Consider the following 15,712-nt stretch of genomic DNA (forward strand, 5'->3'; position numbering starts at 1 on the left):
CCCCTCAACCGGCGACGGCCTCGTCGATCTCCGGCTCGTCGGCCAGCGCGAACCGCCGCCCGCCTGCCGTCTTCGCCGAGTACATCGCGCGGTCGGCCCTGCGCAGCAGATCGCTGAAGTCGCAGGGACTTCCGGGCGGACAGAACGCGGTGCCGACGCTGGCCGAGACCGGCACCGGACCCGCCGTCGACCACACCGGGTCGCGCAGCGCGGACACGATCCGGTGGGCGAGGTCGCCGAGCGTGTTGTGCGGCGGGTTGACGGCGAGCACGAATTCGTCGCCGCCGTACCGGCAGATCACCGTGTCCGGCGGGCACACCTCGCGCAGACGGTTGGCCAACTCGACCAGTACCTCGTCGCCGATGGCGTGGCCGTAGCCGTCGTTGATCTGCTTGAACCGGTCCAGGTCGATCAGCAGCAGTCCGACGCCGCGGTTCGGGTCGGTCGCCATCAGCCGCACCCGGTCCTGGAGCAGTGTCCGGTTGGCCAGATCGGTGAGCGCGTCGTGGGTCGCCTCGTGCCGCAGCCGGTGTTGCAGCGCGGCGATCTCCTGTACGCGCAGCGAGACTTTGGCCGAGAGGTTCTGTTCCTGCTGCGCCAGCGCGCGCTCCTGCAGTGCCTGGGCGTAGCTGTCGATGGCCTGGCTGGCGACGAGCGGCCAGCGGGTGGCGACGAGTGAGCCCGGCGCGCCGGAGGGAAAGCCGAGTAGCCAGCGGGAGGCTTGCGCGAGCATGCGTATCCGGTCGAACGGGGCCTCGGCCAGCTTGGCGCCGAGCATCCGGGCCTCGGGCACCGGGAAGGGCTCGGACCTGGCCAGCGTGAGCAGGCGCTCGACGATGTCGATCAGTACCGGTTCCAGCTGTTGGGGCGCCGCGCCGGTACCCGGCTCGGCGCACACCGCACGGGCCCAGGCGCGGGCCATCGCGGCGACGGGGGGCTCGATATCGATCGACATCGAACTCACCCGACGCAGGTGGCGTCGGTACCCAGAGGCCCTGTGCTGACACAGGTGCCGACGTCACCCCGATCGTTCGCACTGCTACGCGGTTGTGTCCACCTCGCTCGGCGCACGCTCACCGCCCCCTTTCCAGATACCCCCGTCCGGCAAAAAGGATCCTAGCAAGCCACTCGGCATCAAAATACGCTGTTTTGCAACGTGTTCTCGATGCCTCGCGAATGGCGATCGGGTATGTGATCGCTGCACACGCGTCGGCGTTACACCTGGATTTCGTTCGCTGAGAAGTCGCGCCGTGACACGCTGACGACACGCTGTAGCGGTGCGTCAGGCGGGTCCCCTCGGCCGCTCGCCACGCCTCGACGCCCTGTGGCCGTCCGGTCGGCCCGCCGGGCCGCCCGCCTGGTCGCAGTGCCGAAGTAGCGGTGTGGGTTGCCGAGAGTCTGCGGGTCTTCTGCCCACTGGAGGTGTGGAGCCGGATTTTCCTGCCCACAGCACACCCGGCGGTCGGTCGCACGGCGCAATTTACTGCTAGTGCGATATCGGCGAGTCGTGATGTCCCCAAGGGTGGCATCCTCTCCGCGACCGGTCGGGCGTGACTGCTGGCCACCCCGTGGGCCACGGCTCCCCCCGACAGGAGTCGTCACGCGTCCCATATGCTCCCCGCTTCCCATCCGACACGCCCGAGTTTCCAGGAACAGAAGCCTTTTAATTTCATTTAGTTCTGGGCCGTGCGCCACGCCCTGACCGGGGCGGCTGCCCTTCGACGCACCACGCGGCTGCGCGCCGACGACCGGCCACACACCCGCGCTAACCCGCTGCGCGGGGGGCTGATTGGCATTTGCGAAGCAGGGTTCGGTACAGTCGGGACGCACACGACATCGTGGCGATCCCATCGATGTCGTATGCCTGCGGGTGTAGTTCAATGGTAGAACCTCAGCCTTCCAAGCTGATGGTGCGGGTTCGATTCCCGTCACCCGCTCCACACAGAATTCAGCCTCGGCGGCGGCCGACAACCGCCGCGAGGAACAACGGGGTGTAGCGCAGCTTGGTAGCGCATCCGCTTTGGGAGCGGAGGGTCGCAGGTTCAAATCCTGTCACCCCGACAGCATCACACAGCCTCTGACCTGCGCATCAAGGTCAGAGGCTGTTCCGTTTCAACTGACCGATTCCCGCGCGTGCGGCCTGAATTGTGGCCTGCGCGGAAGCCGGCATCGAGCTTGCATCGTGCGCAACACTGATCGGGCCCGTCTGGCTCTCGCGCCTGTTGCCGCTGGTCAGGCCGGGCAACTTACTGTGATCGCCACCACCGTCGGCGGCTGTCACGGTCTCCGCGCGAGCGGTGTCTTCGAGACATCGGTCGGAGCTGAGTGGAGGTGATTGCCTTGGTACGGGTGGTGGTTGTCGGTGCGGGCTATGCGGGGGTTATGGCCGCGAATCGGCTTGCGGCTGTTGGTGGGTCGGGTGTGCAGGTCACCGTGGTCAATCCGCGGGCGCAGTTCGTGGAACGTATTCGGTTGCACGAACGTGCGGTTGGGGTGTCGAGGGTGGTGCAGCTTCGGCGGGAAGTGCTGCGCCGCGATGTTCGGCTGCGGGTGGCGACGGTCGAGCGGATCGGGGAGAGGTCGGTGCTGCTCGATGACGGTTCTGTGCTCGAGTTCGACTATCTGATCTACGCGGTGGGCAGCACGGCCGCGCATGGCTTGGCCGGGGCCGATTACGCGTGCAACGTTGCCGAGCTCGACGGTGCTGAGTCGTTGCGTGGGCGGCTGCCGCGGTTGTCGGCGGGGGCTCGGGTTGTGGTCGTGGGTGGTGGGCTGACCGGGATCGAGACGTCCGCTGAAATCGCTTACCGGTATCCGTCTTTGGCGGTCGAGTTGGTTTCGCGGTCGGTGGCCGGGTGGCTGCCCGAGTCGAGTCGGGTGCGCATCGAAGGCAGGCTCGCGAAGGTCGGCGTGCGGGTGCGTTCCGGGTTGCTGGTGACGGCGATCCGGGCCGACGGCGTGGTGACCGACGCGGGTGTGCTGCCCAGCGACTGCACGGTGTGGGCGGGCTCGTTCGGGGTGCCGGACCTGGCGTCGCGCAGTGGTCTGGCGGTGGCCGCTGACGGGCGGCTGCGCACCGACGATACGTTGGTGTGCATTGATCATGGGCGGATCGTCGGCGTCGGGGACGCTGTCGCACCGCCTCCGTATGTGGGGGAGCACTTGAGAATGAGTTGCCAAGCGGCGATGCCGATGGGGGCGCACGGCGCCGATACGGTGCTCGCGTTGATTCGGGGCGAACGGCCGCAACCGTTGTCGATCGGCATGGCCGGGCAGGCGATCAGTCTGGGGCGCCACGACGGGTTAATTCAAGCCACGCACCTGGACGACACGGCTCGCGGGTTCGTGCTGTCGGGGCGAGCGGCGGCGATGGTCAAGGAAGGGGTGTGCCGCTGGACGCTGACTTCGATGCGGTATCCGAAGGCCTACCGGTGGCTGCCCGGCCCGACCGTGCCTGCGCCGATCTCGACGGCCCGATGAGCGAGCCGACCGAAGGCACCGCTGAGTCGGACGTGTTCGACCGGTTCCGTCCGCTGCTGTTCACCATCGCCTACGAGATCCTCGGCAGCGCGGCCGACGCCGAAGACGTGTTGCAGGACAGCTATCTTCGCTGGCGCGAGATCGACCAGGACGCGGTGGAACACCCGCGCGCCTATCTGGTGCAGATCGTGACGCGCCAGTCGCTCAACCAGGTGCGGTCCGTGCGCCGCCGCCGCGAGGACTACGTGGGCAATTGGCTGCCGGAGCCGATCCGCACCGAACACGACGCCAGTCACGATGTGCTGCTGGCCGAATCGGTGTCGATGGCCATGCTGCTCGTCCTGGAGACGTTGAGTCCGACGGAGCGGGCGGTGTTCCTGCTGTCGGAGGTGTTCGGCCACAGTCTGGTCGAGATCGCCGACATGATCGGCAAATCGGACACCGCCGTGCGCCAGATCGCGCACCGGGCCCGGGAGCACGTGCAGGCGCGCCGCAAACGCTTCCAACCCGACGCCGACACCAATCGTGCGGTGCTCGATCGGTTCCTGCTCGCCGCGCGTACCGGTGACGTGCAGAACCTGATGGACGTGCTCGCCCCCGATGTCGTGCAGATCTCCGACGGCGGCGGGAAAGCCATCGTCGCGGGCCGACCGGTCACCGGTGCCGCGGCGGTCGCCGGCTTCCTCGTCAAGCTCGCCCAGCACACCATGGCGGGCATGGTCGTCGAGTTCGGCACCTTCAACGCGCTGCCCGCGATCCTGCTCCGGTCCGCGGACGGTCAGCTGGACACCGTGCTGATGATCGAAATCGCCGGAGACCGCATCACCGGCCTGTACGCGGTTCGTAACCCAGACAAGCTGCGCTACGCCGACGTGCTGCGCCCGCTCGATCGGCCGCAGGACAACTGAACCGGGTGTGAGGCAGGCCACAGGTGCCCGGATGTCACGGTCGCCGATCAGGTGGTGTCTCAGAGCATGTCCGGATCAACACAACCCTGAAGGAGCTTCGTCATGAAAGCCATCATCGTGTGCACCTCGGTGTCGCATGGCAACACGAAGAAGATCGCCGACGTCATGGGGCAGGTGCTACAAGCCAGGGTGGTCGACCCGCAGCACATCGACGCCGCTGAGCTCGCCGGCTACGACCTCGTCGGGTTCGGCTCGGGGATCTTCCTCGGTTCTTTCCATGCCCAGCTGCGGGAGTTCGTCGAGTCGCTCCCGGAGCAGCGAAGCACCGCATTCGTCTTCGCCAGCAGCGGCTTTCCGGACGCTGGTATGCAGCGCTTCTCTCGCCCCATGGTTCGCCTGCTCGAACAGAAGGGTTTCGAGGTAGCCGACACGTTCTCGTGCCGCGCGTTCGACACCTACGCACCGTTCAAGCTCGTCGGCGGCATCCGGAAGGGGCGACCCGACGCCGCCGATCTCGCGGCCGCGCGCACATTCGCGGAGGGGCTTCGAGTCCGACTCGGCGCAACGCGTTGAGATGCGAGGCGAGTGTCGCACGAACAGTGAGTCCCGATGTCGCAGGTTCATGTGCTGGAATCGCCGTGCCGCGATGGGGTACCGCGCGGTGGCCTGCTCATCGCGGCCGGGCAGCTCAGCGCTTTTAGCGCCACGCCCAGCATTTCGATCGAAGATGCTCAGACCAGGGCGGCGCGGCCTTGCGCGTACTCGATGAGACTCTCCGCATAGGCCGCTTCATCCCGCGCCGTCAGGTAGGCACGCAACCGGCCGCACGCGTCATCCAGTTCCGGCCCGGGCCCACGATCGGCGAGCAGTACGACGATCGCCTCCCAGGCTTCACCCTGCGGATCCGGTTCGGCCAGCAACACGTCCAGGTACCGGTCCGGCTCCAGTAGTCGTAGCGCGCGCCGCGCGTAGGCGTGCACGCGCTTGGGTAGCTCGGCGCGGATGGCGTCGACGTCTGCCGCCAGCGCGTGCCTGCCCGCCGTCGCCGGGTCGACCCCCAGCGACCACGGCCGGGTCAGCTCGTCCGGTATGCCGTGATCACTGATCAGCCCGGGCCCGGTTGCCTGCTCGAGCGGTACGAGCGGACGTCCGAGCTGTGTATTGCGCCAGTTGCGGAATTCCCACCAGGCGGTGGGGGTCGCGTTGAGGGTCAGGCCGAATTTCAGAACCTGCTGCCCCTCGGTCCAGGTGCGCAACACCCGGGTGCGACCGACCGACGCCACTCCGCCGGGCACGATACGCACCCACACGTCGTCCGAGCCCTGGAAGCCATAGGGCTGCAGCAGCTTCCCTGCCTCGCGCATCAGTCGGCGCAGCGCCGAATCCGGTCCGACCACTTCAGCAGACTAGCGGCACCTACCGACACAAACCGGGCACCAACCATCCCGCTGTGTTTCGCGCGGGTTCGGTGGCTACTCGGAGTCCAGCTGGGACTCGGATAGGTAGGTCTCCACGGGCTGACCGTTCTCGTCCTCCAGCGTCACCCGATACCAGGGGCTGTCACGGACGGAGGGGTTGAGGCTGAGGTCGTTTTCGTCGTGGGCCGGCGAGTACTCGGTGTCGACCGCGACGACGACACCGTGACGTCCGATGGACACGTGGCGGACTCGGTCGCCGACAGCGAATTTGGCTTCCGTCATGATTCACGCACCTTTCCGATACAGGTCACTGTATCCGTCTTGCGTGCAACAACATTGAGGAACGAGAGTCGGGGGAGGAGGCTGGGGTACGAAGCCGATCGCGGCGATCGGGTTGGCAACCATCTGTTTGCTGCGTGGCAACGAAGATCAGGGTGGACATTCTGTGGGTAGGTATTGACTACCCGGAACGACGCATCGAAAACTGGTCGGTTTTCTTCGGGTGAATCGCCGACAGTTCACCGCTTACAGTACAATCGTACTGAGTACGCTCGTACTGTTTACGAGAAGGGTTTCGCATGTGGGATCCGAAGAAGTACCTCGATTTCGCCGATCATCGTTCCCGCCCGTTCTTCGAGCTGATCAGCCGGATCGATGCCGAAAAGCCGCGCCGGGTAGTGGATTTGGGCTGCGGGCCGGGCAATCTCACCGGTGTGCTCGCCGAACGATGGCCCGACGCGCACCTCGACGCGCTCGACTCCTCGCCGGAGATGGTGCAGGAAGCTCAGGAGCGGGGTATCAATGCCCGCGTGCTAGACGTGCACGACTGGACGCCGGAACCCGAGACCGACGTCGTGGTCAGTAACGCTGTCCTGCAATGGGTTCCGGATCACCTGAGCCTGCTCGCGGAGTGGCTGCCCGCGCTGCCGTCCGGCGCCTGGTTCGCCATGCAGGTGCCCGGCAATTTCGACGCGCCGTCGCACCGGGAGATCCGCGCGCTGGCGACCGAGGCGCGCTGGCAGGCCCAGCTGGCCGAGATCGCGCTGCGCAGCGCCGACGCGGTGTCCACGCCCGCCGACTATGCGACGGCGCTGGCCACCGACGACACCATGGTCGATGTCTGGGAAACCACGTATCTGCAACGACTTTCGGGCCCAGATCCCGTGCTGGAGTGGGTAACCGGCACTGCGCTGCGGCCGATTCGCGCCGCGTTGGACGACGAGGACTGGCGCGAATTCCGGACCGAGCTGGCGGCGCGCCTGCGCATGGCGTACCCGGCGCGGTCCGACGGCACGACGTGGTTCCCGTTCCGCCGGATCTTCGCGGTGGCGCACAAGCCCTGAGATGCTCACCCGGCCGTGTGCCGCGGCGTCGGTGGTCATCGTCGGCTTGTTCATGGCCATCCTCGACGCGCACATCGTGGTGGTGGCCGGCCGCGGTGGCGGGGCAGGGCTTCGTGATGTCTTCTATCGCGAACTTCGTTGTCGCCGTTGTCATTGCGGCGCTGGCACATCAACTGCCAGTGGTCAGGATGCCGTCGACGATGCGGCGAGCTCGGCTCGTGGCGTCGGGCTCGCCCACGCGCAGCGCGGTGTTGGTGGCGCACAGCACCGCATCGATCTGATAGGCGAGGAGTTCCGGATCGACCTCGGCGATGTCGCCCGCGCGCACCGCCTCGCGCAGCTCCCGCTCGAGGATGCGCACCCACGCCCGCCGATCCCGCAGCAGCGCGTCGCGCAACGGCCCCGGCCTGCTGTCCTGCTCCGGCATGCTCGCGATCCAGAAGCAGCCGCCGGCGAACAGGGGAGTCTCGGCGTAGGCCAACCAGCTCTCGATCAGCGCCCGCAATCGGGCGATCCCGTGCGGAGTGGTCCTCGTCGGTTCGATCACCTGGTCGACGAACATATCGCGCGCGTGGTCGATGGCGGCCAGCTGTAAGGCTTCCTTGGTTTTGAACAGCGTCTGGATGCCCGCTTTGCTCAGCCCGGCGTCGGTGGCGAGCCTGCCGAAGCTCAGACCCGCCAGCCCGTCGAGCGAGGCGATGTCCACCGCGTGCCGCAGCACGGTCTGTCGCGTTTTCGCGCCGCGGAGCAGGCGCTTGTCGGTGATCTCGGCCGGTGCGCGCCGGGCGAGGACCGCAGAGTCGGGACCACTTTCCATACGGTCGATCGTACTCAGGCTGGCGAGAAACGGTCATCGGACCGCCGGGATCGTGCTTGGATCGGCGCATGTCCTACGCGGTAGACCCGCGCGTCGACGCCTACATCGACGCCCTGCCCAGCTGGCAGCAAGCAATCTGCCGGGAGGTGCGCGAGCTGGTGCACGCCGCCGATCCGGACGTCGTCGAGACCATCAAGCGCACGGTGCGGCCGTACTTCGTGCTCGACGGCAATATTTGCGCCCTGCTCGCGGCGAAGACCCACGTCAACATCTTCCTCTACGACGGAGCCATCGTCGCCGACCCGGACGGCATCATCACCGCGGGCCACGACAACAAGACCGCCCGAACAGTGGCCGTGCGCGAGGGCGAAAAGGTCCCTGCCGCACCACTGCTCGCGATGTTCCAGCAGATCATCGCCAATAATCGCGCGGGTGGCTTGCGCAAGCTGAAGCGCGAGCGCTGACGTCTCAGCCGACCGCGACGTCGAGGGTATCCGGCAGCCCGCTGGTGTCTTTCACGCCTCTGGCGGCGCGCTGGGACAGCGCGGCGAGCACCGGCAGCCGCGCATCGCCCAGTGACATGGCGTGGTTGCCGAGATGATTGGTCACGAAGGCGACCGACAGCCCGAGCCCCGGCATGGCGATGCCGCCGGACCCGCCGATGCCGAAGTGCCCCAACGCTTGCCGGGTCAGCCTGGTGCCGACGATGCCACGGTGATATCCGAGCGCGAAATGTGGTGCGGCGCCGAGCACGTAGTCGAACCGCCCGTTCGGCGGCATCTGCGCGATCAGCCGGGTGGTCTCCGGCCGCAGCAGGCGCCGATGGCCGATCATGCCGTCGTTGGCGATCGCGCCGTACATCTTGCCCAGCGCCCGAGCCGTGAAAACCCCGTTCCAGCCGGGCATCATCGCGTCGTAGGGCTGCTCGCCGAGCGTCATGTCCGCCCAGCCGTCGTACACCGCGCCGCGCGCCGAGTGCACCGCCCGCATCGAGGCGAACGGGGCGATCATCCGATCGAACGGCACCCGCGCGATGCCGAGGCGCGGCGACAGCTTGGCGAGCCGATGCCGCTCGTGTTGCGGGACGCCGAAGTAGAAGTCGTTGTCGCCCAGTGGTTCCGCGAGCTCGGTCCGGACCAGCTCGGGGAATTTGCGCCCGGTGGTGCGCTGTGCGATCTCCGCGACGATCGTGCCGAAGGTTAGTCCGTGGTACCCGGATGCGCGCAGCCGCAGCGGATCCGGTGCGGAGGCGGCGATGGCCGCGGCCATCGCGTCGTGGTCGAGCAGATCAGCCGGGTCGTCGAGCAGGCCGCGGGTGCGCTGCAGCCCGGCGCGATGGTTCAGCACATCGCGAACGGTGATGGCGTCCTTGCCCTGTGCCGCGAACTCCGGCCAATACGTCGCCACCGGTGCGTCGAAGTCGAGCACGCCGCGCTCGGCCAGCCGGTGCGCGATGGTGGCCGCGACGCCCTTGCCGGTCGAGTACGACAGGGCGATCGTATCGGCGCGCCACCGCCGGTCACCGTCCGCCCAGCCGGCCCAGATGTCCAGCGCCGGTGCACCGTTCAGGTAGACCGAGAGGGCGCCACCGCCCTGCCGCTTGCGCCGGAACATCGCGAAGAACTTCGCGGCCACGGCGGTGAAGCGGTCGTCGATGAGCATCTGCCCGGTGCTGGGCGTGTTGTCCGAACTCCCTGACGGCATGGTCAGACTCCCTTGTCCAGTACGCCTGCGAAGCCGCTGTGGTAACAGTTGCAAGCGGCTTGCTAACACTCACGGTAACGTGTATCAGTTACCGCGTGCAATGGGTCTGGGACAGTTGGAGCCCGAGATCGAACTACGCCAACGAGACCACCTTGGCCTGACCAGTAACGACGGTGTCGTTGCTGTCGACGAGGGCAGCACGAACCTGAACGGTCTGTCCCGCCGCGAGCGGCGCGTCCGTACCGTTCGCTCCGGTGAGCAGCACAACGGCGCTCTGGCGGCTGCCGTCGCAGGTCACCGCCGTTTGAGTACCGGTGGCCGAGGGACTGTCGGCCTGTGGGTCGCCGACCATGACCCGGATCGCGGCCACGCCGGCCGTGGGTTCACAGCTGTAGTCGATCCCGATATTGACCGGCCCTACACCACTGACCTCGATGGCGTTCTCGGCTGCGGCCACAGTGCTGGCCGACGCGATGGCCAAGGCCGTAGCCCCGATGACGGTGGCGATGCGGGCGGAATTTCGAATAGTGACCATGGATCTTCGTCCTCCTGCGTAGCGGGAACAGGTCGCCGAACATACTCAGAAGAGATCGCGGCGCAGAATCACGCCGCGGCCGAATCCTGCCTCATCGCCGGGGTGGTTACCCGGCCCGGCGGCGCTCAACCAGCGCCGACGAAAGATGGATCGTGCGCTGTCGATGACGCCTGCTGCCCGTGGGCGGGCTGGGTGGGACAGCGCTGACACCACCCAACGCGGCGGGGCATCCGCCGCGGGGGTGGTGTCAGTTGTCCACTGTCCGCCCCGCTTCTTACAAGCGCGGATCGACCGGCTCGGACTCCAGTGCGAGCACCGCGAAGACGGCCTCGTGCACCCTCCACAGCGGTTCACCCGCGGCGAGCCGGTCCAACGCCTCCAGCCCGAGTGCGTACTCGCGCAACGCCATCGAGCGCTTGCGGCCGAGGCCGCGCGTGCGCAGCCGAGTCAGGTTGTGCTCGCGCAGGTACTCCGGCCCGTAGATGATCCGAAGGTATTCGGGTCCACGGCATTTCACGCCGGGCTGTACCAGCCTGCCCTCGCCCGTGGTGCCCTCGGCCTTCTTGGTCCCGCGCACCAGCGCTTGCCGCGGCTTCACCACCATGCCTTCGCCGCCCGCTGCGGTCAGCTCGGTCCACCAGTCGGTGGCGGCTGCCACGCTGTCCGGATCGGTCGGATCGACGAACACCCGCCCCGTCGGCGCGAACAGCTCGCTGTCGGCAGCGACCAGCCGGTCGATCAGTGCGAGGTGCCAATCGTGCGCACGCACCGCGTGATTCGATCCTTCGGCGGCGAGGATCTGGAACGGTGCGAGCCGGAGCCCGGCCACGCCGTCGACCGGCCAGCAGTAGCGGCCGTAGGCGTCGGTGAATGCCGCGGCATCACCTTCGCGTGCTCCGGTGCGCGCGGCAAGGTCCGCGACGTCCAATCCACGTTCTGCCACGGACGCCAGCACCCCGGCGGTGGCACCGAGGGCCGCCCGGGCCGCCGTGCCGACGGCGCCGTACTGGTTGCGCAGCAAGCCGATCGCCTTCGCCGACCACGGCATCAGTTCGGTGTCGAGCAGTAGCCACTCGCTGCGCAGCTCATCGAAGAGGCCCGCGGTCTCGGCCGCCACGCGCACGCGGGCGAGCAGCGTCTCGGTGTGCACCGGATCGTCGAAGAACGGCCGACCGGTGCGCGTGTAGATCACACCGGTGCCGCCGTCGTCGACGCCGAATCGGTCCCGCGCCGCGGCGGCCGACCGGGAAACCAGGACCACGGCCCGCGACCCCATGTGCTTCTCCTCGCACACCAGCCGGTCGACGCCCTCGCCGCGGTAGTACGCGAACGCCTCCGCCGGATGTTCCAGATAGCCCGCCAGCTCCGAGGTCGCGCACGGCGACATGGTCGGCGGCAGGTACACCAGCCAGCGCGGGTCGATCGCGAATCGGCTCATCACTTCCAGTGCGGCGCAGGCGTTTTCCTCCTGTACGCCGACCCGCCCGTGATACCGGGTCTCCACGACGCGACGGCCGATCACGTCCTCCAGGTCGAGCACGCCGGGATCACGGTGTACCACGCCCCCGGCCGCAGCCGACACAACCGCGTCGGAAGCCGCTACGGTGGCCTCCAGTGGGCGCGCCGGCTCGTACCAAACTGCCTCCGCCGCAACCGAAACCGGCTCACGCTCCGGATAGCGCAACGCGGAAAGCCTGCCGCCGAACACCACGCCGGTGTCCAGGCACAGCGTGTTGTTCACCCACTGCAGGTCCAGCACCGGGGTGTGCCCGTACAGCACGGTGGCCCGGCCGCGATAGTCGTTGGCCCACGGATAACGCACCGGCAGACCGTATTCGTCTGTCTCCCCGGTGGTTTCGCCGTACATGGCGAAGGACCGCACCCGTCCCGAGGCCCGCCCGTGGAACTCTTCCTTCAGCCCCGCGTGCGCGACGACGAGCTTGCCGCCGTCGAGCACATAGTGGCTGACCAGTCCGCGGCAGAATTCGTGGGCCGCCTTGCGGAAGACCTCGTCCTCGTTGTCGAGCTGAGCCAGCGACTCGGCCAGGCCGTGTGCGACTCGTACCTGTTTGCCGTCGAGGGCGCGGACGAGCTTGTTCTCGTGATTGCCGGTGACGCACAGCGCCGTTCCGGCCGCGACCATGCCCATCACCAGCCGCAGCACGCCAGGGGTGTCCGGCCCACGGTCGACCAGGTCGCCGACGAACACCGCCGTACGCCCCGCCGGGTGCCGAGCGCCGATTGCCCGGCCGGTGTCGTCGCGTTCGAGGACATAGCCGAGCTCACCGAGCAGCGTCTCCAGTTCGCCGCGGCAGCCGTGCACGTCACCGATCACGTCGAACGGCCCGGTGAGTTCCCGCTTGTCGTTCCACGCCTTCTCATCGACGATGGTCGCCGCCTCGATCTCGGCCACCCCGCGCAGCACGTACACCTTGCGGAAGCCCTCGCGCTCCAGTCCGCGCAGGCTGCGCCGCAACTCGCGCTGCTGCCGGACGACCACGTGCGCACCGAGCGAGGCCCGGTCCGGGCGTGCCGAATTGCGTTCCAGGCATACCGAATCCGGCACGTCGAGCACGATCGCGACCGGCAGCACGTCGTGTGCGCGGGCTACCGCGATCAGTTCCTGCCGCGACTTGGCCTGCACGTTGGTCGCGTCGACCACCGTGCGCAGGCCACGCCGCAACCGGACGCCCGCGATGTGGTGCAGCAGCGCGAAGGCATCGGCGGTGGCCGACTGATCGTTCTCGTCGTCGCTGACGATGCCGCGGCACGCATCAGAGGACACCACTGCGGTCGACCGAAAGTGCTTGCGCGCGAACGTGGATTTACCCGAGCCGGTGCTACCGATCAACACAACCAGGGAAAGCTCGGGCACCGAGAGCTCTGCCATCACGCCACCCCTTCCCTGGTAGCAGCCACGGCGACCGTGGCACTGTCGAACTCGATCTTGCTGAATACCGCCATTTGGGTGGGCGCCCCGAACTCCGCGTCCACCACACCGATCGGCACGAACCGCACGGAATACCCGTGCCGGGCCGCGACACCGTCGGCCCAGGCCGCGAATTCGGCACGGGTCCACTCGAACCGGTGATCGTCATGCCGAAAGGCACCGGCCGCCAAGCCCTCGAAGCGCACATTGACCTCCGCGTTCGGCGTCGTGACGAGCACCGCCCGCGGTGCCGCCGCCGCGAAGACCGCGTGCTCCAGCGCCCCGAGACGGGGTGGATCCACGTGCTCGATGACCTCCATCAGCACCGCGGCGTCATAACCGCGCAGCCGGGCATCGGTGTAGGTGAGCGCACCCTGCCGCAGGGTCAGCCGTTGCGCCACACGTTCGGGCATGCGCTCGAGCCGCAACTTGCGTTCAGCGATGTGCAACGCCCGCATCGACACGTCCACGCCGACGATCTCGGTGAAGGTCTTGTCCGACAGCAGCTCTCGCAGCAACGTGCCCTCACCGCAACCGAGGTCGAGCACCCGATGAGCGCCGACCTCGTGCAGCGCGGCGCGCACCGCAGCGCGTCGTGCGACTGCCAATGGCACTGTCCCCGGGGGTGTTTCGGCTATGTCATGTGCATCGGCCACTGCCGAGGCGGGGTCCGGGGTGGTCTCGCCATCAGCGCAAGGATCGGGAGCTGACGTGTCGACTTGCCCGCTAGCGTCGTCCACTTCCTCCACCGCGTCCAACTGCTCCGGCTCCACCTCGTCCAACTCGGCCAGCCGAGCCAGCGCCGTGCGCACCAGCGACTGCCGTCGCGCCAGGTACCGCCGCGTGATCCACCCGCGTTCCGGATGCTCGGCCAGCCACCCGCCACCAGCCCGGATCAGCTTGTCGACCTCATCGGCGGCCAGCCAGTAGTGCTTCGCCCCGTCCAGCACCGGCAGCAAGACGTACAGGTGCGAAAGCGCGTCCGCCAACCGCACAATCCCGGCCAACTCCAGCCGCAGGAGGTGCGAGTCACCCCACTCCGGAAACGCCGGATCCAACGGCAGGGCGGTGGCGGTCACCGCCCAGCCGAGCGGGCCGAACACCCGCTCCGCCACCTCGGCCCCGCCGCGGCACGGTACGGCGGGCAACTCGATGCGCAACGGCAGCGCGGTCTGCGCCAACTCCGGGCGTAGCGTGCAGCGCCCGTGCAGCGCGGTGCGAAACACCGCCCCGATCGCGACCGACAGCAGCGACGACGCCGCGTACGGCCGATCGTTGACGTACTGGCCGAGACTGAAATCCGGTGTCCCGCGCGAACGTCCGCGCACCAGCCGGATCGGATCGATCTCCAGCACCAGTGCCGCCGTGCACCGGGCGGCGGTCGCCTCCGGGTACACGACATGCGCTGTGCCGTAGGACTGTTCGAACGCCTGCACCCGGTCGGGGTTCTTGTGCAGCAAGAACCCCAGGTCGGTCGCCGGCCAGTCGGCGTCCTCCGGTGGTGTGCAGGTGATCGTCAGGAGCATGCAGCGATCGTCACCCAGTGGCCGGGACCTGCGCAAGGAAGTTTCATTCCCGTCGCGGGCCCTGGTCTGGTTTCGTTCGCCGCTATCCGTAATAGGTGCGGTGGCGCAGGCAGGCTTGGATCCGCCCGGCGAGCACACCGGCGTGCAGGGTCCACAAACCGCGAGGGACGCGATTCCTGGTGAGCGGGAGGAACGGATTGTGCAGCACCACAAGGACAATCGAGAACCACGTCGCCTGGAAGGGCAATCGGGGACAGCCGGCCGACCGATGCTTGACGTACACCTCGACGGCGCCGCGCCCGTAGTTGAGCGCCTGCCGCCAGGTGTCGCGGTAGGTCGTGCGCAGGCGGTATGCGACGAGCGCATCCGCAGAATGGCCGAGGCGCAACCCGGCTTCCTGTAGGCGCCAGCTGATGTCCACGTCGTCGCCACCGAAGAGGCTCTCGTCGAACCCGCCGATCTTGTCGAAGGCGGCACGCCAGTACCCGGCGTTGTTGCCGTGCGCGTAGGGCAGGTAGTGGGTGGGGAAGCCGTCCTCCGGTGCGGGCATCGGTCGCCAGCGGGCCACCTCCGGGGTGTTGAGCGTCGTCACCTCGACGGCGCCGCTCACCGCGTCGTAGTCGGCGGCGGTGCGCACCAGCGCGCTGAGCCAACCGGGATGCACGCGGTCGTCCTGGTCGACGAAGGCGAGGAAATCGCCCTCGGCCAGCGCCGCCCCGTTGTTGCGCGCGTACGACGGACCCGGTGTGGCGGAGCTGGCCACGTAGCGCAACCGCAGGCGCGCGGTCAGCGGATGTCCGGCGATGTGCTCGGCCAGGCCGTCGCTGGAGCCGTTGTCGCTGATCACCACCTCGTAGGGACCCTGATAGTCCTGTTCGGCCAGGCCGGCGAGTTGTTCGTCCAATTCCGGCAGTCCGTTGAACACCGGGATGACGACCGAGACGAGCTCGGGCTTACGTGCGGGTACGGCTGACGCCGACATCGTTACTCCCCCTTGGGCCTCGACGAGGACGCCATCGGCGGGACGAGCACGTGGACCGTCCCACCCGACG

At 68.0% G+C, this 15,712-nt stretch carries 14 protein-coding genes and 2 tRNA genes; 7 read left to right on the forward strand and 9 right to left on the reverse strand.

Annotated elements, in window-relative coordinates; translation table 11 throughout:
- Positions 1 to 4: 4 nt before the first annotated feature.
- The gene (locus tag ACIHA7_RS14600; protein WP_397289458.1) at positions 5 to 955 is read right to left on the reverse strand and encodes a diguanylate cyclase domain-containing protein; all 951 of its coding nucleotides are present in this window, start codon (positions 953 to 955) and stop codon (positions 5 to 7) included.
- Positions 956 to 1,866: 911 nt separating this feature from the next.
- Between ACIHA7_RS14600 and ACIHA7_RS14605 the strand changes: the two genes are divergently transcribed.
- The 5 genes from ACIHA7_RS14605 (at position 1,867) to ACIHA7_RS14625 (ending at position 4,961) form a co-directional block, all read left to right on the forward strand.
- Positions 1,867 to 1,940 (forward strand) — tRNA-Gly (locus tag ACIHA7_RS14605).
- Positions 1,941 to 1,987: 47 nt separating this feature from the next.
- Positions 1,988 to 2,061, forward strand: a tRNA-Pro gene (locus tag ACIHA7_RS14610).
- A 291-nt stretch (positions 2,062 to 2,352) separates the two neighbouring features.
- Positions 2,353 to 3,480 carry an NAD(P)/FAD-dependent oxidoreductase gene (locus ACIHA7_RS14615; protein WP_397290759.1) on the forward strand — a complete coding sequence of 376 codons (1,128 nt, stop codon included), beginning with the start codon at positions 2,353 to 2,355 and terminating at the stop codon, positions 3,478 to 3,480.
- Complete coding sequence (locus ACIHA7_RS14620; RefSeq protein WP_397289460.1) at positions 3,477 to 4,388, forward strand: RNA polymerase sigma-70 factor; 912 nt, start codon at positions 3,477 to 3,479, stop codon at positions 4,386 to 4,388. Before ACIHA7_RS14615 ends, ACIHA7_RS14620 begins: the two co-directional genes overlap by 4 nt.
- A 102-nt stretch (positions 4,389 to 4,490) precedes the next feature.
- Complete coding sequence (locus ACIHA7_RS14625) at positions 4,491 to 4,961, forward strand: flavodoxin family protein (protein ID WP_397289462.1); 471 nt, start codon at positions 4,491 to 4,493, stop codon at positions 4,959 to 4,961.
- Between the two features lie 158 nt (positions 4,962 to 5,119).
- Here the strand turns inward: ACIHA7_RS14625 and ACIHA7_RS14630 are convergent, their stop codons facing one another.
- Both ACIHA7_RS14630 and hspQ read right to left on the reverse strand, forming a co-directional pair.
- Positions 5,120 to 5,785 carry a hypothetical protein gene (locus tag ACIHA7_RS14630; RefSeq protein ID WP_397289464.1) on the reverse strand — a complete coding sequence of 222 codons (666 nt, stop codon included), beginning with the start codon at positions 5,783 to 5,785 and terminating at the stop codon, positions 5,120 to 5,122.
- 75 nt (positions 5,786 to 5,860) lie between these two features.
- The gene (gene hspQ / locus ACIHA7_RS14635; RefSeq protein WP_107654754.1) at positions 5,861 to 6,088 is read right to left on the reverse strand and encodes a heat shock protein HspQ; all 228 of its coding nucleotides are present in this window, start codon (positions 6,086 to 6,088) and stop codon (positions 5,861 to 5,863) included.
- A 296-nt stretch (positions 6,089 to 6,384) separates the two neighbouring features.
- Between hspQ and ACIHA7_RS14640 the strand changes: the two genes are divergently transcribed.
- Positions 6,385 to 7,149 (forward strand): trans-aconitate 2-methyltransferase, encoded by a 765-nt coding sequence (locus ACIHA7_RS14640; protein WP_397289467.1) that lies wholly within the window; start codon positions 6,385 to 6,387, stop codon positions 7,147 to 7,149.
- Between the two features lie 169 nt (positions 7,150 to 7,318).
- Here ACIHA7_RS14640 and ACIHA7_RS14645 read toward each other — a convergent pair whose 3' ends face one another.
- Positions 7,319 to 7,966, reverse strand: a complete 648-nt coding sequence (locus tag ACIHA7_RS14645) for a TetR/AcrR family transcriptional regulator (protein ID WP_397289469.1) — start codon at positions 7,964 to 7,966, stop codon at positions 7,319 to 7,321.
- Positions 7,967 to 8,034: 68 nt separating this feature from the next.
- On the opposite strand from ACIHA7_RS14645, the gene ACIHA7_RS14650 reads away from it, so the two are divergent.
- Positions 8,035 to 8,430, forward strand: a complete 396-nt coding sequence (locus ACIHA7_RS14650; RefSeq protein ID WP_397289471.1) for a DUF1801 domain-containing protein — start codon at positions 8,035 to 8,037, stop codon at positions 8,428 to 8,430.
- 4 nt (positions 8,431 to 8,434) lie between these two features.
- On the opposite strand, the gene ACIHA7_RS14655 is transcribed toward ACIHA7_RS14650, so the two are convergent.
- From ACIHA7_RS14655 to ACIHA7_RS14675, 5 genes are all read right to left on the reverse strand, one after another.
- Complete coding sequence (locus ACIHA7_RS14655) at positions 8,435 to 9,670, reverse strand: serine hydrolase domain-containing protein (protein ID WP_397289473.1); 1,236 nt, start codon at positions 9,668 to 9,670, stop codon at positions 8,435 to 8,437.
- Positions 9,671 to 9,803: 133 nt separating this feature from the next.
- Positions 9,804 to 10,205: a hypothetical protein gene (locus ACIHA7_RS14660; protein ID WP_397289475.1), complete on the reverse strand. Its 402-nt coding sequence runs from the start codon at positions 10,203 to 10,205 to the stop codon at positions 9,804 to 9,806.
- A 274-nt stretch (positions 10,206 to 10,479) separates the two neighbouring features.
- Complete coding sequence (locus tag ACIHA7_RS14665) at positions 10,480 to 13,095, reverse strand: polynucleotide kinase-phosphatase (protein WP_397289477.1); 2,616 nt, start codon at positions 13,093 to 13,095, stop codon at positions 10,480 to 10,482.
- A complete protein-coding gene (locus ACIHA7_RS14670) occupies positions 13,095 to 14,660 on the reverse strand; it encodes a 3' terminal RNA ribose 2'-O-methyltransferase Hen1 (RefSeq protein ID WP_397289479.1) in 1,566 nt (521 codons plus the stop codon). Before ACIHA7_RS14670 ends, ACIHA7_RS14665 begins: the two co-directional genes overlap by 1 nt.
- Positions 14,661 to 14,742: 82 nt before the next feature.
- Positions 14,743 to 15,642 carry a glycosyltransferase gene (locus ACIHA7_RS14675; protein ID WP_397289481.1) on the reverse strand — a complete coding sequence of 300 codons (900 nt, stop codon included), beginning with the start codon at positions 15,640 to 15,642 and terminating at the stop codon, positions 14,743 to 14,745.
- Positions 15,643 to 15,712 lie beyond the last annotated feature (70 nt).

Origin of the sequence: Nocardia sp. NPDC052316 (assembly GCF_044547795.1) — a bacterium.
Taxonomy (GTDB): Bacteria; Actinomycetota; Actinomycetes; order Mycobacteriales; family Mycobacteriaceae; genus Nocardia.

Excerpts from the sequence above, each read along its gene's own strand:
- ACIHA7_RS14600 (WP_397289458.1), bottom strand. The coding sequence starts at position 955 with ATGTCGATCGATATCGAGCCCCCCGTCGCCGCGATGGCCCGCGCCTGG.
- ACIHA7_RS14620 (WP_397289460.1), top strand. The coding sequence starts at position 3,477 with ATGAGCGAGCCGACCGAAGGCACCGCTGAGTCGGACGTGTTCGACCGG.
- ACIHA7_RS14625 (WP_397289462.1), top strand. The coding sequence starts at position 4,491 with ATGAAAGCCATCATCGTGTGCACCTCGGTGTCGCATGGCAACACGAAG.
- hspQ (WP_107654754.1), bottom strand. The coding sequence starts at position 6,088 with ATGACGGAAGCCAAATTCGCTGTCGGCGACCGAGTCCGCCACGTGTCC.
- ACIHA7_RS14640 (WP_397289467.1), top strand. The coding sequence starts at position 6,385 with ATGTGGGATCCGAAGAAGTACCTCGATTTCGCCGATCATCGTTCCCGC.
- ACIHA7_RS14645 (WP_397289469.1), bottom strand. The coding sequence starts at position 7,966 with ATGGAAAGTGGTCCCGACTCTGCGGTCCTCGCCCGGCGCGCACCGGCC.
- ACIHA7_RS14650 (WP_397289471.1), top strand. The coding sequence starts at position 8,035 with ATGTCCTACGCGGTAGACCCGCGCGTCGACGCCTACATCGACGCCCTG.
- ACIHA7_RS14655 (WP_397289473.1), bottom strand. The coding sequence starts at position 9,670 with ATGCCGTCAGGGAGTTCGGACAACACGCCCAGCACCGGGCAGATGCTC.
- ACIHA7_RS14660 (WP_397289475.1), bottom strand. The coding sequence starts at position 10,205 with ATGGTCACTATTCGAAATTCCGCCCGCATCGCCACCGTCATCGGGGCT.
- ACIHA7_RS14665 (WP_397289477.1), bottom strand. The coding sequence starts at position 13,095 with ATGGCAGAGCTCTCGGTGCCCGAGCTTTCCCTGGTTGTGTTGATCGGT.
- ACIHA7_RS14670 (WP_397289479.1), bottom strand. The coding sequence starts at position 14,660 with ATGCTCCTGACGATCACCTGCACACCACCGGAGGACGCCGACTGGCCG.
- ACIHA7_RS14675 (WP_397289481.1), bottom strand. The coding sequence starts at position 15,642 with ATGTCGGCGTCAGCCGTACCCGCACGTAAGCCCGAGCTCGTCTCGGTC.